At 46.1% G+C, this 22942-nt stretch carries 16 protein-coding genes; 7 read left to right on the top strand and 9 right to left on the bottom strand.

The window, feature by feature from the left end; all coding sequences use genetic code 11:
• Positions 1 to 44 precede the first annotated feature (44 nt).
• The 5 genes from JV36_RS0100175 to JV36_RS0100155 all read right to left on the bottom strand — a co-directional run bounded on the left by JV36_RS0100175 (position 45) and on the right by JV36_RS0100155 (position 7972).
• Complete coding sequence (locus tag JV36_RS0100175; RefSeq protein WP_032094664.1) at positions 45 to 2924, bottom strand: M14 family metallopeptidase; 2880 nt, start codon at positions 2922 to 2924, stop codon at positions 45 to 47.
• Between the two features lie 306 nt (positions 2925 to 3230).
• The gene (locus JV36_RS0100170) at positions 3231 to 4052 is read right to left on the bottom strand and encodes an alpha/beta fold hydrolase (RefSeq protein ID WP_032094663.1); all 822 of its coding nucleotides are present in this window, start codon (positions 4050 to 4052) and stop codon (positions 3231 to 3233) included.
• A gap of 18 nt (positions 4053 to 4070) precedes the next feature.
• Entirely contained in the window at positions 4071 to 4718 is a 648-nt protein-coding gene (locus JV36_RS0100165; RefSeq protein WP_032094662.1) for a chalcone isomerase family protein, read from the bottom strand.
• Between the two features lie 238 nt (positions 4719 to 4956).
• Positions 4957 to 7023 (bottom strand): TonB-dependent receptor, encoded by a 2067-nt coding sequence (locus JV36_RS0100160; RefSeq protein WP_032094661.1) that lies wholly within the window; start codon positions 7021 to 7023, stop codon positions 4957 to 4959.
• 238 nt (positions 7024 to 7261) lie between these two features.
• Entirely contained in the window at positions 7262 to 7972 is a 711-nt protein-coding gene (locus tag JV36_RS0100155; protein WP_032094761.1) for a DUF1499 domain-containing protein, read from the bottom strand.
• Positions 7973 to 8376: 404 nt separating this feature from the next.
• Between JV36_RS0100155 and JV36_RS0100150 the strand changes: the two genes are divergently transcribed.
• The 6 genes from JV36_RS0100150 to JV36_RS0100125 all read left to right on the top strand — a co-directional run bounded on the left by JV36_RS0100150 (position 8377) and on the right by JV36_RS0100125 (position 17366).
• Positions 8377 to 9132, top strand: a complete 756-nt coding sequence (locus JV36_RS0100150; RefSeq protein WP_235207715.1) for a DNA-J related domain-containing protein — start codon at positions 8377 to 8379, stop codon at positions 9130 to 9132.
• A gap of 352 nt (positions 9133 to 9484) precedes the next feature.
• Positions 9485 to 10627, top strand: coding sequence for an efflux RND transporter periplasmic adaptor subunit (locus tag JV36_RS0100145; RefSeq protein ID WP_032094660.1), 1143 nt, complete (start codon positions 9485 to 9487; stop codon positions 10625 to 10627).
• A gap of 21 nt (positions 10628 to 10648) precedes the next feature.
• Positions 10649 to 13750 (top strand): efflux RND transporter permease subunit, encoded by a 3102-nt coding sequence (locus JV36_RS0100140; RefSeq protein ID WP_032094659.1) that lies wholly within the window; start codon positions 10649 to 10651, stop codon positions 13748 to 13750.
• 97 nt (positions 13751 to 13847) lie between these two features.
• Entirely contained in the window at positions 13848 to 14348 is a 501-nt protein-coding gene (locus JV36_RS0100135) for an alpha/beta hydrolase (protein ID WP_032094658.1), read from the top strand.
• 214 nt (positions 14349 to 14562) lie between these two features.
• Positions 14563 to 16404, top strand: a complete 1842-nt coding sequence (locus JV36_RS0100130; protein ID WP_032094657.1) for a bifunctional acetyl-CoA hydrolase/transferase family protein/GNAT family N-acetyltransferase — start codon at positions 14563 to 14565, stop codon at positions 16402 to 16404.
• Positions 16401 to 17366: a histone deacetylase family protein gene (locus tag JV36_RS0100125; RefSeq protein WP_032094656.1), complete on the top strand. Its 966-nt coding sequence runs from the start codon at positions 16401 to 16403 to the stop codon at positions 17364 to 17366. Before JV36_RS0100130 ends, JV36_RS0100125 begins: the two co-directional genes overlap by 4 nt.
• A 66-nt stretch (positions 17367 to 17432) precedes the next feature.
• Here JV36_RS0100125 and JV36_RS0100120 read toward each other — a convergent pair whose 3' ends face one another.
• Together JV36_RS0100120 and JV36_RS0100115 are read right to left on the bottom strand one after the other, a co-directional pair.
• On the bottom strand, positions 17433 to 17954 hold the full coding sequence (locus tag JV36_RS0100120) for a DUF6436 domain-containing protein (RefSeq protein WP_032094655.1): 522 nt from the start codon (positions 17952 to 17954) through the stop codon (positions 17433 to 17435).
• A complete protein-coding gene (locus tag JV36_RS0100115; RefSeq protein WP_032094654.1) occupies positions 17951 to 19435 on the bottom strand; it encodes a methyl-accepting chemotaxis protein in 1485 nt (494 codons plus the stop codon). The genes JV36_RS0100120 and JV36_RS0100115 overlap by 4 nt, the downstream gene beginning before the upstream one ends.
• Positions 19436 to 19628: 193 nt before the next feature.
• Here JV36_RS0100115 and JV36_RS0100110 point away from each other — a divergent pair, with 193 nt between their 5' ends.
• On the top strand, positions 19629 to 20495 hold the full coding sequence (locus tag JV36_RS0100110; RefSeq protein WP_032094653.1) for an ATP-grasp domain-containing protein: 867 nt from the start codon (positions 19629 to 19631) through the stop codon (positions 20493 to 20495).
• A gap of 62 nt (positions 20496 to 20557) precedes the next feature.
• On the opposite strand, the gene JV36_RS0100105 is transcribed toward JV36_RS0100110, so the two are convergent.
• Both JV36_RS0100105 and ribA read right to left on the bottom strand, forming a co-directional pair.
• A complete protein-coding gene (locus JV36_RS0100105) occupies positions 20558 to 22081 on the bottom strand; it encodes a DUF3300 domain-containing protein (protein WP_032094652.1) in 1524 nt (507 codons plus the stop codon).
• A 177-nt stretch (positions 22082 to 22258) separates the two neighbouring features.
• A complete protein-coding gene (gene ribA, locus JV36_RS0100100; RefSeq protein ID WP_032094651.1) occupies positions 22259 to 22873 on the bottom strand; it encodes a GTP cyclohydrolase II in 615 nt (204 codons plus the stop codon).
• Positions 22874 to 22942 lie beyond the last annotated feature (69 nt).

Here is a 22942-nt window from a genome sequence, read left to right as displayed (position 1 = left end):
GAGGGGCCACGTGGCCCCTCTCTGTTTTACTGCTGTTACTTCTTTTACAAGCTTACGTGTTTTTGGCTACCCAAGCCTGGACCATAAACAATGGCATTAAGTAGTAACCTGTTGGTACCTAATGCGGCGCCACGGAAGTTAGGTTGGCCTGAAAACAAAATAATTTGCCCTTTACCACTGCGTTCGCGAGTTAAGTAAGCAGTATTAGCAATACGCTGCTGTGCTTCTGGCCACAGTAAGCCACTCATGCGAACGTTAAGCGCTTTATCTTGTGGCAGTGTGAACCAGCGATCGGCGTTTTTCTTACTCTCACTATCCTCTTTTTTCTTGTTAGGACTTGGGCTAAATACGCCCGCTCTAACCACGGCTTCGCTATTATCTGCCGACATAAGTAGCGGTTGATTGCTGTAAAGTAATGGTAGTACTTCAGGAGTGCCGGCTGTTAGCCAATGCTGTTGGTCTGTTCTGCCGGCTACCATAGCGCCACTTGGCATAAAGTGGCTTAACCATTTATCGCGGCGGGTTAGCTCTTCCTCTTTAAGCGGTTTAGGTAAATCGTCCCATGGAAACGCGAAGTCTGCATTTAAGGTATGAGCCATTGCTGCCTTGGTGTCTACCTTGTTTAAGCTCGCCATATATTCACGGTTTAAAGAAATATCGTAATCGAGCGCCTTTTCAAAGCTATTCTCAATGGTTTTCACCTTGGCAATGCCATCTTTACCCGCTAACGCTGCCGCACTTCTGCCGTGAGCGATAAGCGTTCCGCCGTTGTTAACCCATTCATCTAAAAGCGCCTGCTTAGATTTATCTAGTGCTCCATAGCTGGTGGGAAGAACAATGACATTGTAACGACGCAAGTCAGTACGATTTAAAGAGTTAACGTCTATTTGGCTGTGGCGAATGCCCAAATTAGCATCGATGCTGTACCAGGTTGCGCCCACATCATAGCTAGACATATTGCCGTGGCTTAAAATAGCCACCTGGGGCCGAGTAAGAAGATCAAAATGCTTGCCTCCCCACTCAGGTAACTCACCCTCACCAAAGCCGCTTGTTGTGGCGGTTACCGACACCATAAGCTCATCGGCAGTTTGCTTTATTAGGCTTGCAAGATTTTCTGTATTGGGGTTATCGGTGACCGTTACCGCAATAGAGCCTCGATTGAAAACCGTGTTTTCAAACTCTGATTCGCGGTCTATATAACGAACGTGGATACCGCGTTCCATCAGCCTTGCAGCAAAGGCCACAGACCTATCGTCTGCACCGTCTACCATCCATGCAATAGCATTATCAAGTAATGTATGGGTGTGGGTGCTTGGCTTATACAGGCTCATATTACTAGTAAGGTGCTCTGGTACAGTGACGCTTTCTAGACCGTACATCATGGTTAAATTCCATGCAGTTGTGTCATACATTAGCGATGAACCGTCACGCAAGGTTTTCTGGCGCTCTTCCAGTAATACGGCGTTGTTAACACCTGCGTCAAATTCCATGATGGCAGCAATTAACGGCGCCTCGGCTTGGCGGTTAGGCACAACAATACTGCCTTTGGGAATAACAACATCTTCTTTTACGTCGCCTAAATGCGTGGTGGCCTCGTCCACTTCTATATCTTTATCAGTAATATACACCTTGATATCTTGAGCCAACAAACGGCTTACCAGTGCGTCGGTTCTGCCAATGTTGTCATTCGCCATAATCACGTAGGTGCGGTTAGCAAATTTTCCTTTAGAGGCAACGTTGTTCTTACGGCCCTGCCAGTAATCTTGGTACATGGCTTTACTGTTTTTATCCAACGTCTTGAGGTTGGCAAGGGTGGATATAAACTGATGATGCACAGATTCGATATAGGTTTGCACGGTGCCTTCAGGTCGACGCACGCCGTCTTCCGCCATACGAGATTGCTCATAAAGAATGTGCATGGTGCCGCGATATTCAGAGTAGTTTGAATAGCCTGGGTACCAGTTTTCAAACCATTCGCCGGTGTAGTAGCGCCAGCCTTTCTCATCAAAAGCGGCAGACTGATCACGGGCAAAGGTTTTTGCCCATTTTTGCAAATTAGGGTCAATGTTTTGATTTAATGGTTGGCGCGGTGGGCCCATCAGATAGGTGTCTTGGCTTCCCATTTCATGACCATCAATCATGAGCTGGGGCCGCCAGTCATTGATCATTTCAACGCGACCGACGGTTTCAGGCTGCGTTAGATAAAAGAAATCTCGGTTTAAATCGAAAAAGTAGTGGTTTGTTCTGCCGTAAGGCCAGTCACCACGGTGTAACAACGACTGGTCGTCAACATTGGGTGCCGTGCCGCGATATTGCTCTAATGATTTGGCAAATCGAGCGCGGCCGTCAGGGTTCATCATGGGGTCGATAACAACCACCATATCATCAAGCAGCGCTTCCACGTCTTTGTCTTCGCTAGCAATCAGATGATAGATAGCGGTTAACGCTGCATCTGCGCCTGATGTTTCATTGCCGTGAATAGAGTATGCCATCCAGGCAACGGCGGGCAGTGAATCGATGATGTTGCTGGCTTGGCTATCGCTGGTATTTAAAGGGTTAGCAAGCTTATCGATATTACTTTTAATAGTATCAAGCTCACTGAGTAACGCCGGTGTTGATATAAACGCGGCAATCAGTGGGCGACCTTCATGAGTGCGCGCATACTCGACTACGTGTAATCTATCGCTTTGCTCAGCCCAGTGCATGACTGCGCTGTGTATTTGCGCTGGGTCGGCAACGCGAGAGCCAATGGGAAAGCCGAGCAAGGTATCGGGATGGGTTATTTGCTGATTATTAGTGCCAGAAAGTAACTCGCCAGAATACGCTAAATCTGGGTCGTTAATTGGTTTCATTAATATTGCTGAGTAAGCGGGCATAACGGCCAGCCCTAGCAATAGCGTGAACCACTTTGTGATGGATTGCATGAGTGTTCCCTTATCGTTTTTGATCTTATTGTTTATGGCGACTTCTCGCTTAGATGTCTTATTAGAAATTTTCGAGATAGCTTTTCACTGTTTTGATGCTCTTATACTGTAGCGTATAAATTGAACAGTCAATGAGGCTGCGGTGAACGCAGGGGTTATCACGATTTACTTGTTCTGTGAATCAAGAATTTGTTGAGGGTTCAGTGTCGAGAGATGAGCGCAGCGGTGGTAACAAACACCAAGTAAAAAAGGCGTAAGCCCTGAAGTTAAGTGACCCCGAGGCTTCGACTTTAATTATTTTAGGTTTTACGCACTTTCTGTAGAGTGAAGAAAGTTACTGTAAGTGTCTAGAATTGATGGTTTTTCCCAATGCAAGAAGTGGCCAGTATCCGGTACGAGCTTATACACGCAATTGGGAATTTTAGTCACTGCCGCACGAATACCTTCGTGGTCTAAAATGGTGTCATGCTCACCGCAAATAACAAGGGTCTTTGCTTCAATTTCACGTAAGTTAATTAGCTTACTAATGTCTCGACTGGTTTTTACAAACTCGCAGTGCTCGTAGAAATTAAGCAATTCTTTCTCATCCATATTTGAAAATTGGCTGATCATTTGTTGCTTCTGCGACTCAGGAATATATTGACCAAAACACTCAATCATCAAAGGTGCAATGTTTTCAACATCACCGGTTTTAAATGCCGATTGTCCGCGGTGAATAAGCTCTAAAATAGTGTCGTTGGTAGATACACCAAAGCTTCCCAATATCATTTTTTCAATTTTAGTGGGGTACTTTGCTGCAATGTATGCTGCTAATATAGTGCCCCATGACGCTGCTGCAAGTACCACTTTGTCAGTTTTCGCGGTGTCTTCAATAACATCAAGCAGTACTTGTTGCTGCTCTTCAAAAGTCACTTGTGGAGCGCCTGAAAGTATTTCTGCGCGACCGGTGCCGGGCAAGTCAAATACAACGACAGAGAAAGAGGGTACAAAGCGCTTAACAAAACTTCGCCATACTGCCATGGTTTGTTTTGCACCGCTAATGCATACAATAGTGTCTGGTTTGTCTCCATAAATACGATAGGGAACAAGGAATCTATTACAACGTATACTGCCTTTTACAACCTTCACTCAATCGCCCCATTACTCTTATTGCAGTTGATTTGCTATCAACGCTTTATTATCTACTATTGGCTTTTGACCAAACCATATTGACCACAGGGCTCTGGTAAGCTCGCTGTTATCTGTTTCAACGATTTTTCGCCCATTGAAATATACTATAAGTTTACCCACATTCACACGCGATAATACTAACCGCGAATTTTCAGTAATATCGTTATCAAAACCATCTGATAATCGCATTATTTCGGTCTTTATGTTGCTCAAGTCGACATCAGGGTTATTGCGCTCTATGCCGTCCATTAACGCCTCTTCAACTTGTTCGCGAGAGACATCTCGCAGAAACTCTATTTCTACCCGCTGTGAGAGCTGCCCAGAAGAAATAAGTTTGATGAGTTCATCAGGGTTTTCGGAAGTTTCTTGAGGCCAAGCCATAAAGTGGCTAATTTTATACACACTAAAGAAAAAGCGTTTTCTCACCGTTGCACCACTAAGCGCTAATGGCTCAGTCGGCTCAGCATACTGAGTCGACGAGACGGTTTCAGCATGAGCCACAGCACTTTCGTTAACATTTGCGTTAGCACTTACGTTAGCACTTGCGGCTATCGTAGCCCATGAGGCAGTGCTCAAAGCAGCCCAAATTAAGGCTAAAACGCCGTTATGACATATCCATTTCATAGCTAGCCTATTCTAATAATTAACTTCTGAAGCCAGTGAGAGTACGTGGTTCAGTCACGTTTAAAAAGCATATTAACAAATAATTAATGTGAGTGAGAGAGCGGGGGAGTGTTTTCCGTTTTAAGAGGGCTTTTAATAGGAAAATAAGAGGGATAAAAAAGCAGGAAGCGCACAAATGCGCTTCCTGTCCTATCTTTTAGATTCTAGCTTTTAGGCTCTAGCTTTTAGCCATGAGCTTCTAATACCGCAAAGAGAACGTAACGCGCACGTTGCGAGGCTCTACGGGGTGATAATGCAAATCTTCAATGCCTTCTTCAGGTTCGCCAGGTAGCCGTGATGCATAGAAATAGTCAATATCGTGATCGTCGCTATCCAGTGCGTTTAACACTTCAAGGGTGACATCCCACGTGGGCTGGCGGTAGGCAACTTGGGCGTTGAGTAAAAACGTTGCTGGCGGAGAAACTTCATCAAAGCTTTCTACCGTTCGCGAGCTTAAGTAGCGAGCGCGAAGTGTATAGCTCATTCCCAATTGGTCGCTATTTTGATAGTAGGTCGCCCCTGCGCTAACCACGCCGGGAACGGTGCCATCAATATGACGTCCTTCACCCTCAACCCTATCGCTGAAGCGGGCATTGGTGTAGGCAGCTTCAATATCGGTGGTAAGGTGGTGGTTTATCCAGTAGTACGCGCTTATCTCAATACCGTGGCGCTCAGATGGACGGCTTGGCTCGGTAAAGCCTGCATCGCCTACATACAGCAATTCACTGTCTAGCTCTAATCGCCATAATGCGGCAGATACATTGAAGGTTCTTCCGTCTGTATAGTTAATACCTGTCTCATAACCTAACGATTTGACCAATAATGGTGATGCCGGTGTTGGCTCTGAACTGACAGGGTCGATGGTAATGGTTGCACCGCGGGCGTCATTAGAATGAAAGCCTTGGCCAATGTTAGCAAACGCTGTGATGTCGTCGGTAACGGCGTATTTTAGCGCTGCTTTTAGCGTGAATAGGCCATCACTTTTTTCACCGCTATTTGCCGCAAGGTCGCTTGTAACATCCACATCTAAGTAATCGTAACGACCACCGAGAGATAGGCTAAGGGCGTCTGAAAGCAGTATGTTTGACTGTGCAAATAAGGAATAGCTACTGCTTTTTATGGCGTCTTCTCTAATCGTGCCTACACGTTGCAAATTCTGTGTGCGATAAAGGCCTACATTCTCAATATCGTCGAAGCGCCATTGAGCGCCCATGGTAATGGTACTGCCATCGGTTACCGCCAGTGGTACCGTGGTAAATATTTCGCCACCATAAATTTGCCGATCGTCTGCTTGTTCGAACTGGTCTCCCGTTTCTGGGTTATCTAAGAAATAGGTAAAGTTAGAAAAAAGCGTCAAATCAGTATCAATGGCATAAAACGAGGCATTAATGCCATCGCTGGTATAGTTTGCCGACAGTGAATAGCGTGAAGACTCTCCACCAACGTCGGTGTCAATAGAGCCAAGGCGGTCGATGAGGCCGCTTTCAATAGCGCGGGCAGGTACTTGGTCGGCCCCGTTCCAGCTGTTGTCGTATGCCATTCCCGTTACCGTTAACTCACCGTCGAACAAGGGCGTAATATAGCGAATGTTGGCATTCTTTTTTCGCACATCTTCGTTGATATCGGTCCATGGTCCGTCGTATGTCTGGTACTCAAACGCGGCAATAGCCTTACCTTCGCCAATGTCGGCATGGTTGAGTGTTGCAAGTCGCTGATAGCCGTATTCACCAAGGGTGAAAAATAGACGATTGTCGTCAAGAGAATCTTTTAAATTGAAAAATGCACCACCGGCACTAGAGAAGTCGCCAATATTGGCATAGTAGGTGCCTTTAAAGTAACTCAAGTTATCCACCATTTCGGGGATCACAAAGTTAAGGTCGCTGTAGCCTTGCCCGTGACCATGGCTACGCATATTGATAGGCATGCCGTCAACGCTAACAGTAAAGTCGGTGCCGTGGTCTAAGTTAAAACCTCGCAAAAAATACTGATTCGCTTTGCCCGAGCCGCTGTGCTGAGTCACCATCATGCCAGGTATGAATTCAAGCATTTCGCCCGTGCGCAACATGGGGCGCTCAAGTAACGTATCGCCTGAAACCCAGCCTTGGGATGCCGACACAAATTCGCCACTTTTCTGAGACATATCACCGTTCACGCGTATGTGTTCGATATCGCCTTCTGCTGGGTCGTCAAGTGCAAAAGTGGGTGACGCGTATAGTATTGATGCAACGCTTAGAGATAGCGCTGAAATTGCATAACCTGAAGCCATGATTATCCTTAAAGCAAAAACAAGTTCAGTAGTAAAACGTTTGATGCGATGCTTTAGATGCAAATAAAATGTGTTTATTTTACCCAGCTTAAAACGCACAGCCCTGTATGACAGACATTAAAAAAGCCCGCCTTGCTGAGCAAGCCGAGCTTTTATAGATTAGCTATTATAACACCAAACTTATTTTAATGCTTATATTTCAACTATTTATTCTAGGTCAGTGCGTTCTGTCACTGGCTTAGCTAAGTTGTTTTCGAAGCTCTGCCATAAAGGCATTAATGCGTTCTGCATTTTTACCTAAGTCACTTTTGCCTACTCGAGACTTACTACGAACATCAACAAGCGTATTGTCGCCTTTTTCTGTCAGCCTGATTACTACATCGTCTTTAAAGCCAAACCATGTCGTTGTATCTGTGGCTTCAAGCGTGTTAGGCAGGGCGCCAGCGGTAACGTTGTCCCAACCAAGGGTGGCGATGGCTTTTTCTGCAGCTACGTATACTTCACTTACAGGCTGCGGAAGTAGTTGCGTTTTAATCTCTGGATACGCTTCTAATTGCTGCTTAGTAATATCGCCGCCTTCGTAATTAACATCGTTTGGCGCGCCTTCGCGAAGTGGTGCAATAGCAACAAACTCAGGTGGATTTGTAACATCAGTGGTAATGTCGTGAATAGGCGGAACAGTGCTTGCCTTGCTCATCATGCTGACTGGCATTGCAACCGCAATTAACGCTAAAACAGCATATACGATAGTGCTACCCCAGCTAATATTTTTACGATTAATGATCACCTGAAGTACGATAAGGATAAGAGCGGCACCGCCAACGTAAACTCCGTAACGTAAAGACGTAAATGCTGTACCTAAACCCACACCTGCGTACTGATACAAAGGGCCGGGCAATACAACCATCAAAAAACCAAGGATACTGGTTAACGCGACTAATATTTTCAAGGGAACTCCATTATTTTTTTGTTTTATATTTTGGACTACTTTAACAGGCATTTTGGTGTTTTGGATTACTTTATAAAAGATAAATGTGCAATGGTGATTCATTCACTTTTCTCCCAGCCCAGTAATAAGTGCGGTGATAAGTGTAGTGACCAGTGCAGTAATAGGTGCACCAATATATGAGGTTTCTTGCATGTTGCGCCTGCAAAGGGGAAATTCTTGCAGCGTGAAAACGTTGACAGCGTGAAATCATCCGCAGCCTGAATACGCTCGCTTATAAAGTGGCGGCTCCTTAATTGCTCGTGATACCGTGTGCCTACTAAGATGAGATTTTGAGCAACAACACTCTCAAAGACAAGATTTTGAAAAGTAGAATTTTGAAGAGTAGCATTTTTAAGAGAAGTAGTTTGAACGCCAATACTGTAAGCACAGCGCAAGGTGACTCGCCATTACACGAACTCCTTGCTGACATGTTAGTCGATATTCTATCAACCATGGAGAGCATGTTTGAGGAGGGCGTCAGTGAGTACGCCCTTATTTCGATGTTAAAAAAGCCGCCTTATGCGGTTTTTGATGAAGAGGCCCTGCGTGACCCCCTCGTGCTGTTTAAAACTCATTTTATTTTGTTTAACGCGCTCTATCAGCTGCGTTCGATATGGCTTAAGAACGGGGTAGGCAAGCTTGATATTCATACGCTTAACATTCGCCTAGATTCAGATGCAGGTGTCGCTGCGCCTAAACAAGAGCTTGCACCGGAGCCTACACTTGCATCTGAAGATGAATCGGCAACGACAATAAATGCGCACAAGGTAGGCCCTCACGACGCATTGGCTTCTTACTATTTGGATTGGAACAATTTCGAACAAACTGACGAAGAGAGTGTTGAGGCATTACTAGCAAGCTTTTGGACAACAATGGGAAAAGCCCAATACGCTTCTTTCAACGATGGCGATATTGAAGCAGCCCATCGCATACTTGGGCTCACCTGGCCCTGCGCTGCATTACCACGTAAAGAACATGACGCCTATTCTTTGAAAGAGATTAAAAAACACTACAGAAAAAAGCTACAGCAGCTGCACCCCGATAAAGGAGGAAGTCGCGAACAAGCTCAGCAGGTCATTTCGGCATATCAATTATTAGTACGCTTCTATTCGTTTAAATAGGATGTAGTTGCGTTAAAGTCAGCTAGATTTGAGGACAAAGGTAAAGTCGTTAGTTATTTAACGACGACATTTGTAAATTCGGCTACTCAGCCTTTTAATCTTTAGTATAAGAGCGCAAAATAGAGCCAATAAGAACATAGCTTCGTATATATTCGAATTCCAAACTATGTCACACCAATACCGGTACTCAACAGCCACTTTCGCCTCGCCAAAAGTGAGTATCCCGGCACAGTAAAATAGACAAGCTTTGCAAACATTCATTGCGTTATTGCAGATGGCATATCGCGGATGACGTATTTTAGATGGCGTTCAGCCGTCTGCATTTAATTAGTTATTGGGAAATAGAAGATTTATGAGTCGCATTTTTTACCTTACTGCAGCGTTACTAATACTTTTAGGCGTTGCAGCATGTTCAAACGAATCAGCACAATCACCAGACTCGCAGCAGTCAATGCCTGCGCCTTCTGTTTCTGTAGTAACCCTCAAAAGGCAGCCAGTGCAGCATGAAATGGTGTTGCCGGGTCGAGTGAGTCCATCTCGTCAATCACAGGTTCGTCCTCAGGTAGATGGTGTTATTACAGACCGTCTTTTCGAAGAGGGGGCGCAGGTAAAAAAAGGCCAGCAGCTTTACCAAATAGATCAGGCTAGGTATCTAGCGCAATTCAATAGTGCAAAAGCAGATTTGAAAAGTGCCCAGGCTAACTTAAAAACCTTAGAGGCAAAGGCACGTCGCTACGACGACCTGGTCGAGAAAAATGCCGTTAGCAAACAAGAATACGACGATGTTATTGCGCAAAAAGAACAGGCCGAAGCCGCTATTAGCGTTGCTGAAGCTGCGGTGGATGTTGCCAAAGTCAATATGGGTTACACCAAGGTGTATGCGCCTATAAGCGGACAAATCAGCCGCTCTTTTGTTACCGAAGGTACTCTTGTTACTACCAATCAAGCCCAGCAGCTTGCCATCATCACGCAGCTCGACCCAGTATTTATCGACATGCAGGAGTCGGGCGCTTCCATTCTCACTTTACGCCAATCTATGCGAAATCAAGGCGCACTCGATGTAGAGCTAACAGTGGATGAAGTGAGTGGAGAAAAGTACTCACACACCGGTAGCGTTAAGTTTTCTGAAGTCACCGTTGATGAAAGCACGGGCTCAGTGACGTTGCGCGCCGAAATGCCTAATCCCGACAGTATCTTGTTGCCAGGTTTATTTGTTAAAGGTCATGTGATCACGGGACGCGAAAATGCGTTGCTTGTGCCACAGCGAGCTACAACTCGCCAAACTGACGGCTCGCTTTCAGTGTACGTGGTGAATAGCCGCGGTGAAGTTGAGGGCCGAACGCTCAGCGTTGGGCAAATTTATCGCGACCAATATGTGGTAAACGATGGGGTAAGCGAAGGCGAGCAAATCATTGTTACCGGATATCAAAAGGTAAAACCGGGTGCGAAAGTGAATGCATCTGAGTGGCAACCATCATCACGCGGCTCACGATAAGCAAGCAAGGAATTTTTAGTTATGGCTCGCTTTTTTATAGACAGGCCCGTGTTTGCATGGGTATTAGCAATTATTACGATGATGGCAGGTGTACTTGCCATCTATACACTTCCTATTGAGCAATATCCCAAAGTAGCTCCCCCTACGGTAACCATAAGTGCTGCGTACCCTGGTGCATCAGCCGAAACGGTAGAAAACTCGGTTACCCAAGTGATTGAACAGAGCCTTTCGGGCATTGATAACATGCGCTACTTTTCCGCTAGTAGCTCAAACAGCAGTGTCTCTATTAGCCTCACCTTTGAGCCTGGTACCGACCCTGATATTGCGCAGGTTCAAACCCAAAACAAAGTGCAGGGTGCGTTACCTTTATTACCCGCTGAAGTGCAGCAGCAAGGGGTGACGGTGTCGAAGTCGAACAGCTCTTTTGCCTTAGCCGTTGGCTTTTATTCTGAAGACGACTCGATGAACCAGTTCGATTTAAGCGACCTTCTGGTTTCTCAGTTTCAAGACCCTATATCGCGGGTTAATGGTGTGGGCAGCGTACGCGTGTTTGGTGCCCAGCGCTCTATGCGTATTTGGTTAGATCCTAACAAGCTTTACAGCTACAACCTTACCCCTGTCGATGTGCAAGCGGCGGTTCAGGTGCAAAACACCGATGTATCTGCAGGACAGTTAGGCGGCTTGCCAGCCATTAATAATCAACAGATAAACGCAACCATTCAGGCGCAAAGCCGCTTACAAACTGAAAAAGATTTTGAAAACATTGTATTGCGGGTAAATACCGATGGCTCTCAAGTGCGCGTGCGCGACGTAGCTCGCGTTGAATTGGGTGCGCAAAGTTACGATGTCATTGTACGCTACGACAGAAGGCCAGCGTCGGGTATGGCGATTAGCCTTACCTCTGGCGCCAACGCTCTCGATACCATTGAAGCGGTAAAAGCTCGGGTAGAAGAGCTGCGTGCTAACTTGCCAGACAGCGTAAAAGTGGTGTATCCGGTAGACAGTTCACCTTTCATCGAGCTGTCGATTCAGTCGGTGGTGGAAACCCTAATAGAAGCCGTGGTGTTGGTGTTTTTAGTCATGCTTCTTTTCTTGCAAAACTGGCGAGCAACGCTTATTCCTACCATAGCCGTTCCGGTGGTTCTGCTAGGGACCTTTGCGGTACTGTCGCTGTTTGGTTTTAGTATTAATGTTCTCACCATGTTTGCCATGGTACTGGCCATTGGTCTTCTGGTTGATGATGCCATTGTCGTGGTAGAAAACGTTGAACGAATTATGGAAGAGGAAGGGTTGCCGCCTGCCGAAGCCACCAAAAAGTCGATGACACAAATTACCGGCGCGCTGGTGGGCATTGCTGCGGTGCTTTCTACCGTGTTTATTCCCATGGCCTTTTTCAGCGGCTCGGCGGGAGCTATATATCGCCAGTTCTCGGTAACCATTGTGTCTGCAATGGCGTTCTCTGTGCTGGTTGCTATCGTTCTGTCGCCGTCTCTTTGCGCTACATTATTGAAAAAGCACCCAGAAGATCAGGATAAAAACAAAGGCTTCTTTGGCTGGTTTAATCGTAACTTTAACAAGGGGCGCGACTCTTACCAGCGCACCACTACGCACATGGCGAAACGGGTTAAACGCTATTTTGTGGTCTACGGATTATTAGTGGGAGGCATGGCGCTTATTTTCAGTCAGCTACCAGGCGCCTTTCTACCCGATGAAGACCAAGGGCGAATGATGGTACTAGTGAGCACTCCCCCAGGTGCTACCGCTGGCAGAACGCTGGAGTCGATTAAGCAAGCAGAAGACTATTTCCTTAACGAAGAGCAAGAAGCAGTCAACGGTCTGTTCTCAGTTGTTGGTTTTAGTTTTGCAGGCCAGGCGCAAAATGCAGGTATGGCATTTATTAACTTAAATGACTGGAGCGAGCGCGATGATGACAGCTCGGCCTTTGCCGTGCTAGGAAGAGCCTTTGGTGCCTTTAGTCAAATTGAGGATGCCTCTGCGTTTCCAATTGTACCGCCGCCTATTATGGAATTAGGTAATGCCACAGGCTTTGACATGCAGCTAGTCGACAGAGCGGGCAACGGCCATGAAGCCTTAATGAATGCGCGTAATCAACTGTTGGGAATGGCGGCGCAAAATCCGAAGCTGGCAGGTGTGCGTCCTAACGGGCTAAGCGACGTGCCTCAGTTCAAGATAAAAATTGATAGCGAAAAAGCCTCTGCCCTTGGACTGAACTTGAGTGACATTAATCGTACGCTTCAAATTGCATGGGGCTCGAGCTACGTGAATGACTTTATTGATAAAGGTCGTATAAAGCGAGTGTACATGCAGGGTGACGTGCCCCATCGTATGACGCCAGATGACTTAGAAAAGTGGTATGTGCGCAACAGCGATGGAGAAATGGTGGCGTTTAGTACCTTCGCCACCACAGAGTGGGTATACGGCTCACCCAAGCTGGAACGCTTTAACGGCATATCATCGGTAAATATTCAGGGTAGTCCTGCTGAAGGTATATCCTCAGGGGAAGCGATTACCGAAATGGAAAAGCTTGTTGCGCAACTACCGCCAGGCTACGGCATTGATTGGTCGGGCTTATCTTTTGAAGAGCAGCAAGCGGGCTCGCAAGCGCCAATGCTATACGCTATTTCAATACTGGTGGTATTTTTATGTCTTGCTGCATTGTACGAAAGCTGGTCGGTGCCTTTTGCGGTAATGTTGGTTGTGCCGTTAGGTATTTTAGGCTCGGTGACAGCAGCGTTTATCTTTAATTTAGCCAACGATGTCTATTTGCAGGTGGCATTTTTAACCACCGTAGGTTTGGCTGCGAAGAACGCTATTTTGATTGTGGAATTTGCCAAGGAAGAGTACGAGAATGGCGTAGACCTAATGACCGCTGTTTCAAATGCAGCGTCTCAGCGCTTTCGCCCTATTCTTATGACCTCAATGGCCTTCATTTTAGGCGTAACACCACTGGCCTTAGCGAGCGGTGCAGGTGCGGCGAGTCAAAATGCTATTGGTATCGCTGTAATGGGCGGCATGTTTGCAGCGACCTTCTTAGCTATCTTCTTTGTGCCTATGTTTTATGTAATGGTGGAAAAACTGTTTCATAAACAAGACAAGCAGTGAGGATTTACGATACAGTAAATTTTTATCTCTCGTACTGTTAATGAAATTGTAGTTTCAATAAAAAATACAATAAGTACATGCAATAAGGACATGAGCAATGACAACCGTTGTTTTTTCGCACGGCAAAGAAAGCGGCCCTTGGGGCAGTAAAATTACAACGCTTTCGAATGTAGCAACTGATATGGGCTTTGGGGTAGAGAGTATCGATTATCAAGATCTCGAATGCCCAGAAGCCCGTTTATCGCGCCTTAAAGAAACCATTGCTGAAAAGTGCAACGATGTCATTTTAGTGGGCTCTAGTATGGGCGGCTATGTGTCGCTGGCGGCAGCGAGTCAAATTTCTGCTCGCGGTGTGTTTCTAATGGCGCCGGCTTTGTATATGCCAGACTACGAAATTCAGCGCTATCCCTATGACGGATACGTAAGCTTAGTGCACGGTTGGAATGACGATATTATTCCAATTGAAAATAGCCTTAAGTATGCTCGTCATCAAAAAGCGCAGTTGCTGCTATTAAACGACGGCCATCGCTTAGCCAATAGTAAGTCGGTGATTTCGCCCTTTTTTAGAAACTGGCTAGAAAAGTTCCGATATCAATAAGCCCTCGATTTAGCCGAAGAGACAATAGGTAAATAAAGCCTAGGCAAAAATAATCATGTAATACGCCCACGTTAGTGGGCGTTTTTGTAGATAGAGTAACGGATTCTCTAAGACTAATCGCTTAGGCAGGTATTCGTTGATTGAGGCGGGAAAGTCGCTGAATTTATGGCATTATTGATGTATTGGCTTCGCTAGCTCACAGAGGCAGAAAAGTATGGCATTACGCTTACCCCCAGCGCCAGATTGGCCCGCGTTGATAAAATCAGGTTGTCGTGTTTTTGTCGGCGGTAACGCATCAGTACCCCACGCACTTGTGCAGCACCTCATTGATAATAGTGAGGGATTCAGCGACATTGAATTAGTGCATATGCTGGCGTTAGGCGATACCCGCTGGGTAAAACAAGAATACAAAAACCTATTTAAGGCAAATACCTTCTTTATTGGCGGAAGTGCCATGCGCAAAGCGGTTGATGAGGGGCGTGCCGACTATACTCCGGTGTTTCTGTCGGAAATATCCAGCTTATTTAGCGACGGGATACTAGCCCTAGATGCGGCAATGGTCAATGTAAGCCCTCCAGACGAGTTTGGCTATTGCTCGCTAGGTGCATCGGTTGATATTGCCATGTCTGCCATACGCCACAGCAAAAAAGTGATTGCCCAAATCAACCCGCAAGTGCCGCGAACAGCGGGTCATTCCTATATTCATATTAGCGAGATACACGCTTGCATTGAAGCGGATGAACCACTGGTAGAAGTGTCTACACCACCCATAGATAGCGTAGCTGAGCGAATTGGGCAGTATGTAGCCATGTTGGTGAATGACGGCGCCACACTGCAATTTGGCATTGGAAAAATTCCCAGCGCTACCCTTAAGTACCTTTGTACCCATAAAGATTTGGGTATTCACAGTGAAATGCTCACCGACAGTATTATTGAATTACTGGCCTCAGGCGCAGTAACCAATAAGAAAAAGACATTTCACCCCGGTAAGGTAGTGACAAGCTTTGCTATTGGCACGCGCAAGCTGTACGAACTGATTGATAACAACCCACACATAGAATTTTATCCGAGTAGTTACGTCAACAAGCCCACCAATATTGCGAAAAATGACAATATGGTGGCCATTAATAGCGCACTTGAGGTAGACCTTACTGGGCAAGTTGTTGCTGACTCTTTAGGCTATGACTTTTATAGCGGCATAGGGGGGCAGGTGGACTTTGTCACTGGCGCATCCATTAGCAAAGGGGGCAAGGCTATTATTGCACTGCCTTCTACTGCCCAAAATGAGACCATTTCCCGAATTACACCGCAAATTAGCGAGGGCGCTGGCGTTGTCACGTCGCGGGGTAACGTGCAATATGTGGTAACGGAATACGGTATCGCTTCGCTAAAAGGAAAAAGTATTCGAGAGCGTGCGCTAGAGCTTATTCGAGTTGCCCATCCTAAGTTTCGTTCGGCGCTGTTAGAAGAAGTTAGGCAGCATTACTGGGTACCGCATTATCAAGAAAAGTACCCTACCGACATTCCTGAGTTAGGCGCTATACAGCTTAAAAAACTAGATATACGGGGTGAGCGGTTCTATATGCGGCCTCTCAACCCTGCCGACGAACGACGGCTGCAAGAGTTCTTCTACTCACACACTAAAGAAACTTTGCGACTGCGCTATAACTACGATCCAAAGCAAATGTCCCGCGAGAAATCCTGCAATTTAGTCAGTGTGGATCAAAGCTCTGATGCTGGGCTGTGTATTGTGCGCCAAGAGGGCTCTCGTATCACCATTCACGCAGTTGGGCGATTCTACTTTAATCCGTCAGACAATACCTGTGAGGCTGCCTTTGTTACTCGTGAGACTCAGCAAGGAAAGGGCATGGCAAAACTACTGTTAAAAGAGCTCATCAATATTGCGAAAAAGCGCGAGATTAGCAAGATGATGGCATACGTTCGCGGGGATAACATGCCCATGATTGCTATATTTGAACAAGCAAAGTTTAAGCGTAAATTTACCGGTGACCCGAGTGATGTTGAATTGGTCCTTGATGTGGCGTCGCTGACATGACAATAAAAATTTTCCGTGGTAAACACGGCACTAAACACGACCTAGGAAATGAGCATCCGGAATCACCAGACCGCCTATTTGCTATAGACGATCAGTTGTTATCATCTGGGCTAGAGATGATTTGTGAGCATGGGGATGCTACGCCAATCCCTGAGGCATATTTATCATTGGCCCACGACCCTTACTACATTAAAAGTGTATTCGACCGTGCTGCACAGGTGTCTTTTAGTGATGATGAAAAAACAATGTACGCGAGTGAAACAACGGCTACAGCGTGGCTCGATGAAGATACTGGCTTAATGAAGCACAGTTTAACGGCAGCGTTGGAGTCGGCTGGCGCTGGCTGTAATGCCGTAGACTACGTTATGGCGGGTACAGAGCGGCAGGCCTTTTGTGCCACTAGGCCCCCAGGACATCACGCTACCTACGATAGCGCAATGGGCTTTTGCGTATTCAATAATATTGTATTGGCAGCGCGCTATGCATTGCAAAACTATAATTTACAGCGGGTAGCCATTGTGGATTTTGATGTTCATCATGGCAACGGCACAGAGCAGATAGTTGCGGGCGACCAGCGCATTATGCTGTGTTCAAGCTTCCAACATCCTTTTTACCCCCATAGCGGAGCGCCGGTTTCCGCGAGTAATATTTTAGCGGTGCCCCTTGAAGCGGGTATAACCGGCGATGTATTTAGAGAAAAAGTACATCATTGGTTTAATGCGCTTTCTAATTTTCAGCCTCAGCTAATTCTCATTTCGGCAGGCTTTGATGCCCACGCTGAGGATCCCATGGCCCATTTGCGTTTGGTGGAAGACGATTATTTTTGGATAAGCCAAGCATTAAGGCGTGTGGCTGATAGCTGTTGTGAAGGACGAATCGTAAGCATGCTAGAAGGCGGCTATGACTTAAGCGCACTAGGGCGAAGCGTAGTGGCGCACCTTAAAGGCCTAAGCCAGCCCTAGCTGTGGGTAAAGCTTATAATGACTTAAAGAGCGCGTAAACGCTGATAATCATGCTGTAGTGTCTTATCAACAAAAACAGCCTGTGGCGTCGCTGTTGATAATTGCGCCATTGTAGGGGAGTTGATGTGTGTAGCTTACTACTTGGTCCACCAAGTTTTTGCCAGTAAAGCAGCCATAGCCTGTGGCGTATGGGCCTACGTAGCGCAACTGGTAGTTCTCATCAATAACAATTAACGCAGGTACGGTAGTAATTATATTGCTTAGCCCTTTCACGGTGTCTAGCGCAATGTTGACAACGCCGTACTTTGATTCACCAAGGCGATTAAGTAACTGAGTTTGATGGGGCGCAGTGAGCGTTTCGCAGTAGCAATTTTCAGATGAGCCAACGTGGATAATACTGGCACTGGGAACATTACTGTTTTTAAGCAGTTGCGTAAGTTCACTGTCAAATGTCGGTGAGGTTGAGTGATGAAGCAGTATGCCGTCAGGATCGAATTCTGATAGCTGACGCTGACCATACACTAGCATGGCGGCCAGAAGGCCACTTGCCCACAAGGCAAGCAGCGCCCAAGAAAGGCCTTTTGTCATTGCAGATTAAAGCGCTCGATGGCACTGCGCATTTTTTGCGATATTTGTGTAAGAACCTGCACTTCGCCAGCAAGAGATTCTGCGGTCGCGAGCTCTTCAGACGTAAACTCGCTTAAACGAGCCGTGCTTTCAGCAATGGATGCAGACGCTGTTTCTTGCTCGACCGCCGATGTGGCAATTTCTGTCATGCTTTCACTGGCATCGTTAATTTGTAGCATAATGTCGGCCATTGCATTGGTTGCACTTTCACTAGACATAACCGCTTCATCAACAAGACTGATACAGGACTGCATTTGATCGACTGAACTTGCCGTTTGAGAAACAAGCTGCTCAGTGATGCTTGTAATTTGTTCCGCACTTTCTTTCGAACGAATAGCCAGCGTACGTACCTCGTCTGCAACTACGGCAAACCCTCTACCGTGCTCTCCCGCTCGGGCAGACTCAATGGCTGCGTTAAGGGCTAGCAAATTTGTTTGTTCCGCTACGGCTGTAATAGAGCGCATGGCGTCGTAGATGTGCGAGCATTGCTCGTTTAATGCAGAGTTTGTTTTTGCTGCATCATTGAGGGTGCTTCGTAATGAATTAATTGTATTACTGGTAGTGGAAATCGAATCCTTGGTGTTTTGTGATGACGCTTGAGCTGCTGTGGCCTTATCACTGGCTTTAGTCGTCTGTTCTGTCGACATCTGCATGGTTTGCGCAATTTCTTCTGACGAAGCGGACACCATGGCTAACTCTTGGTCAGTTTTGTGGCTTATATCGAACATGCTGTTAGCAGCTTGTTCCATATTACCGCAGCCTCTAACAACGTCATCAGTTAGTGACGACGCAAGCTGAACTAATTCTCTAACTTGGTCAATCAATTCGCCAAAAGGGCGGAGGAGCTTGTTGCTTCTATCGACAGCGACTGTTAAATCCAGTTTGTTGTTTTCCTTTTGCATCTCGTTGATGGCCAATGACAGTTCAGCGGCGCCTGCGCCTTCTTCGTGGGCAGTTTTTGCGACATACATCAGCACACCACCTTCTGCTACGGCAAACGCAGCATGTAAAAGCAATATAGTGAACGTAACGTGGCCTTCTTCGAAAATAACAAGCGGGGCGCCACTAGATTGTAAAAGAAAGAAGCTAATGTGATGTACCGCGACCACTGCCGTACCGGTGGCAATCACCTTCCAATCTCTAAATACCGATAAGAAAGCGAGAAGCACAAAAATTTCAAAATGAATCTCAATAAGACCAAATGACTGGTGAATATGCAGCGCGGTTAGCAGCTGCACACCAATGGCCATAGCATGGCGACTTAATGCAGAATAAGGGGATTGCAAACTCAACACCAAAGGCACCGCGGCAATAGGAATACCAAAAATAAATGCGGGTAAGAGCTCTCCGGTAATAAGGCCAATGACAACTGAAATAATCAGTTGACCAATGATGACTACGCGAAATATTTTCTGACCTTCTAAAAGCCAAGGATACTGCATACAGGTCTCCGCCATGTGTTTGGAATAAGTGTAGATGAAATGTAAGCTCCCTGCTAAATTGACCGAATAATAAACTATTGCAGAGGTTGGCGATATGTGACTTTGGTCTACATTTTTTTCGCGTTATCAGTTGGTTAAGGTTATTAAAAACCGCTAAAATAGTGTTAATTTTCAAATCATAAATGAGACATTCATGTCGCAAATAGTTTTTCTTTCCACCGATAATTTGGACGATTTCTTCGTTTATGATGAATTGCTCATTCCTCATTTTGAGGACATAGGATGGTCGGTAGAGACAATCTCATGGCACGAACAGAATGTGAATTGGGACCAGTACGATTACGTTATTGTGCGCAGTACGTGGGATTACCAACAGCATCCTGATACCTTTCTAAATACATTAGAGATCATTAATAAATCTTCGGCTATCTTGTTAAATCCTTTAGAGTTAATGAGTTGGAATATAGAAAAGCAGTATTTGAAGGACCTCGCAGGGGCTGGGATCCCCATAGTAGATACCCGTTGGGGAGAGCGTTTTGCGCCGCAAGATATACACAATGCTCTAGCGCGGTTTAACACTAAAGAAGTTGTTATTAAGCCGACACTGAGTGCAAACGCCGATGACACCTTTAGAGTTTGCTCCTCAAATATAGCCGATGTAATGCCTTCACTGCTGACTACCTTTGCCGCTCGTCGGTATATGATTCAACCCTTTTTATCTAGCGTGGTTGAGGAGGGGGAATACTCTTTGTTTTACTTTGGAGGGTGTTACAGCCATGCCATATTAAAAGTGCCTCAACAAGGAGACTTTCGAGTTCAGGAGGAGCATGGCGGGCAGCTACTGGCCGTTGAAGCAAACATTGCTCAGCAAGAAATAGCACAGCGAGCACTAGAGGCAATGCCGGCTCAAGCTCTGTACGCACGTGTCGACCTGGTTCGCCAAGAAAATGAGTGGGCAATTATGGAACTAGAACTTATAGAGCCTTCCCTATACTTCAACCTAGATACCTCATCACCCGCTCGCTTTGTGAAGGCACTGTCCACTTTTTCTGAGACTTAGTAAATGTAAGGTGGCGACTACTTTTATCAACACGCCCTAGTAGTCGCCACTGTTTGTTTACATTATTTATCTCTAGAAAGTCTATTTTGAGACTGAGCTCTTTGAGGCAATGCTTTTCGAGACTGGGCGCTACCAGTTCTAATATTGCTGCGCCCCTCGTTACGGCTCACACTTCTTTTTGGCGACACGTTACGAGATACGGTTTGCTTGCTTGTCCGAGTGACCGTTTGTTTGTCCAAGGCTCTTTTGTCCGAGCCCCTTTTATTCGAGCTCATGTCTTTCCTGACTATTTGAGAATTCCGGTTTTGTGACGCTTTACCACGGTAAGCGTCAGCCCTGTAGGTTCGCGCTTTATCTTTAACTGCCTTGTTAGTATCTATTTTGCGTATCGCAGATCCTGGTTTTATAGGCTGGGGTTTTGTAAGCCGAGATTTTACCGATGTTTTCGCCGATGTTTTCACAAAGTGGCGCTTATTAGCATCGAGCTTGTTTAAGATAGCCTGCTTGTTGTACTGCTTTTTTTCAGCAAGCCTCTTATTCGCCTTGTTAGTGCTAACGCTTCGATTATTTGACAACGCGCGATTTTGATTCGGCGCTTTTAACTGTGCGTTTGAAACAGAACGCGCTTTTGATATCGACCTTGAACCCGGCGAAGCAGCAAGGCGCCTTGTCGATACATGTCTATTACTGCCGTGCACAAAACGTGTGGGTTTGGTCTGCACTACGCGCTGTGAGTAGCGAGCACGTCTGTGGTCAACGCGATGCTCCCAGCGCTGATAATCATTGCTAATAACTCGTTTACGCTGGCTACCTCTATAAAACCTGCGCACTGGCTGGCGATGCACAACCACATGGCGGTTACTCCAGTGCACGGCACCGAATGAGAAAAAGGCCGATATTCTCACTCGCGGCGACCAATATACGTTTCTATGACGATGGTAATTAACGTGGTGAGACCAGAATATCGGCGCAATAGGGTGCCACCAATTGCCGTACACAATTTGAGGGTCGTAGTAAGGCACATACACCACCTCTCGCTGACGAGGAGCGATATAGATGATCTCTCTGGAATTGTTTTGCTCCGTTTCTACCTCAACATAGTCGTTGGTATCTAAGTTCCCGGTGTTTCTGGCATGCTGACGCAGTACTTGTACTCGATCGAGTACTCTATCTTGGCTTACTAATACACTGTCGCCAAGCTGCTGCAGCCAGTCTAGGTCATTGGCCATGGTGTTGAGTAAATCAGTAAATGCGGCCAACGCCTTCACGCTTGGATCCCAATCCACATCTTCTAATACGTCTTCAACCTGCTCCGGCGTAAGGTGTTTGTTACTTTGTCGCCACCTATCTGCTGAAATCACATCAAGGGGATAGGTAGAGGCGATGAGTATGTGGGTGAGTAAGGTATCTGGATATAACGCAATAGGTGCGAGAAGACTGTCCAATTGCGCATCGGAGACTTCAGTTTGGCTAGTGCCCAACGTTTGATTGGCAGAAGTATAAACGGTTGATTGTTGAGCAATTACCGGTAAACCAACGGCAGCACCGCCGAGGGCAATCACGATAGATAGGGCTATGTTTTTCATACATTCTCCTTACATTGTCATTGCGCGCTTACTGTAGCGAACAAACAATGCGGGTAAGTCTGTATACGTTATAACCCGTGGATAATTAACCTAAGCTGAATAAAAAACGCCCGCTGAGGGAAGTTGAAGCGGCGGACGTTTTCTTGGTCGTGCAATTTTATTTAAACAGGATTCAGATTATTTAAAAATGTGAGGGTCGAATGCGTGCCCCAGCTTTTCTGTTTTAGTTTTTAAATAGTTTTTATTGTCTTTCGTTACGCCATGGTCGATAGGTTTGCGCGATACAACGTCTATTCCGAGCGCTTCAAGTGCCGCTAGCTTCTTAGGGTTGTTCGTCATTAACTCTACGCGGGTAACGTCTAGCGTATCTAGCATGAGTTTACAGATGTCGTAGCTACGAAGGTCAGCATCAAAGCCTAAATGTTCGTTAGCTTCTACCGTGTCCATGCCGCTGTCTTGAAGATTGTAAGCACGTATTTTATTAAGCAGTCCAATGCCGCGCCCCTCTTGGCGAAGGTATAGTAGTAAGCCAAAGCCGTTATCGACGATGTTTTGCATGGCTTTTTCTAATTGAAAACCGCAGTCGCAGCGGGTACTGAAAAGAGAATCTCCGGTCAGGCACTCTGAGTGGATACGAATTGGCACAATATCGCCTTTCTTCCAGTTGCCGTAAGACAGGGCAACGTGCTCTTGACCACTGGCTTCAACGAAACCGTGTATTTTGAAATCACCAAGCCGCGTTGGCAATTTTGCTGAACTGACAAATTCGTATTTAGGCTGTTTGCTACTCATGTTACTTCTACGCTTAGGACAGTAGGCCATATGTGGGGATAATCACAGCTTTTGCAAGCCTGATATCTG

The sequence above is a fragment of the Alteromonas sp. LOR genome (genome assembly GCF_000753865.1).
In the GTDB taxonomy this organism is placed as follows: domain Bacteria; phylum Pseudomonadota; class Gammaproteobacteria; order Enterobacterales; family Alteromonadaceae; genus Alteromonas.
This window is presented reverse-complemented; position numbering and strand designations above follow the sequence as displayed.

What these genes read in the sequence shown, in the direction of transcription:
- JV36_RS0100175 (WP_032094664.1), bottom strand. Translation starts at nt 2,924, where the DNA reads ATGCAATCCATCACAAAGTGGTTCACGCTATTGCTAGGGCTGGCCGTT.
- JV36_RS0100165 (WP_032094662.1), bottom strand. Translation starts at nt 4,718, where the DNA reads ATGAAATGGATATGTCATAACGGCGTTTTAGCCTTAATTTGGGCTGCT.
- JV36_RS0100160 (WP_032094661.1), bottom strand. Translation starts at nt 7,023, where the DNA reads ATGGCTTCAGGTTATGCAATTTCAGCGCTATCTCTAAGCGTTGCATCA.
- JV36_RS0100145 (WP_032094660.1), top strand. Translation starts at nt 9,485, where the DNA reads ATGAGTCGCATTTTTTACCTTACTGCAGCGTTACTAATACTTTTAGGC.
- JV36_RS0100140 (WP_032094659.1), top strand. Translation starts at nt 10,649, where the DNA reads ATGGCTCGCTTTTTTATAGACAGGCCCGTGTTTGCATGGGTATTAGCA.
- JV36_RS0100135 (WP_032094658.1), top strand. Translation starts at nt 13,848, where the DNA reads ATGACAACCGTTGTTTTTTCGCACGGCAAAGAAAGCGGCCCTTGGGGC.
- JV36_RS0100130 (WP_032094657.1), top strand. Translation starts at nt 14,563, where the DNA reads ATGGCATTACGCTTACCCCCAGCGCCAGATTGGCCCGCGTTGATAAAA.
- JV36_RS0100125 (WP_032094656.1), top strand. Translation starts at nt 16,401, where the DNA reads ATGACAATAAAAATTTTCCGTGGTAAACACGGCACTAAACACGACCTA.
- JV36_RS0100120 (WP_032094655.1), bottom strand. Translation starts at nt 17,954, where the DNA reads ATGACAAAAGGCCTTTCTTGGGCGCTGCTTGCCTTGTGGGCAAGTGGC.
- JV36_RS0100115 (WP_032094654.1), bottom strand. Translation starts at nt 19,435, where the DNA reads ATGCAGTATCCTTGGCTTTTAGAAGGTCAGAAAATATTTCGCGTAGTC.
- JV36_RS0100110 (WP_032094653.1), top strand. Translation starts at nt 19,629, where the DNA reads ATGTCGCAAATAGTTTTTCTTTCCACCGATAATTTGGACGATTTCTTC.
- JV36_RS0100105 (WP_032094652.1), bottom strand. Translation starts at nt 22,081, where the DNA reads ATGAAAAACATAGCCCTATCTATCGTGATTGCCCTCGGCGGTGCTGCC.
- ribA (WP_032094651.1), bottom strand. Translation starts at nt 22,873, where the DNA reads ATGAGTAGCAAACAGCCTAAATACGAATTTGTCAGTTCAGCAAAATTG.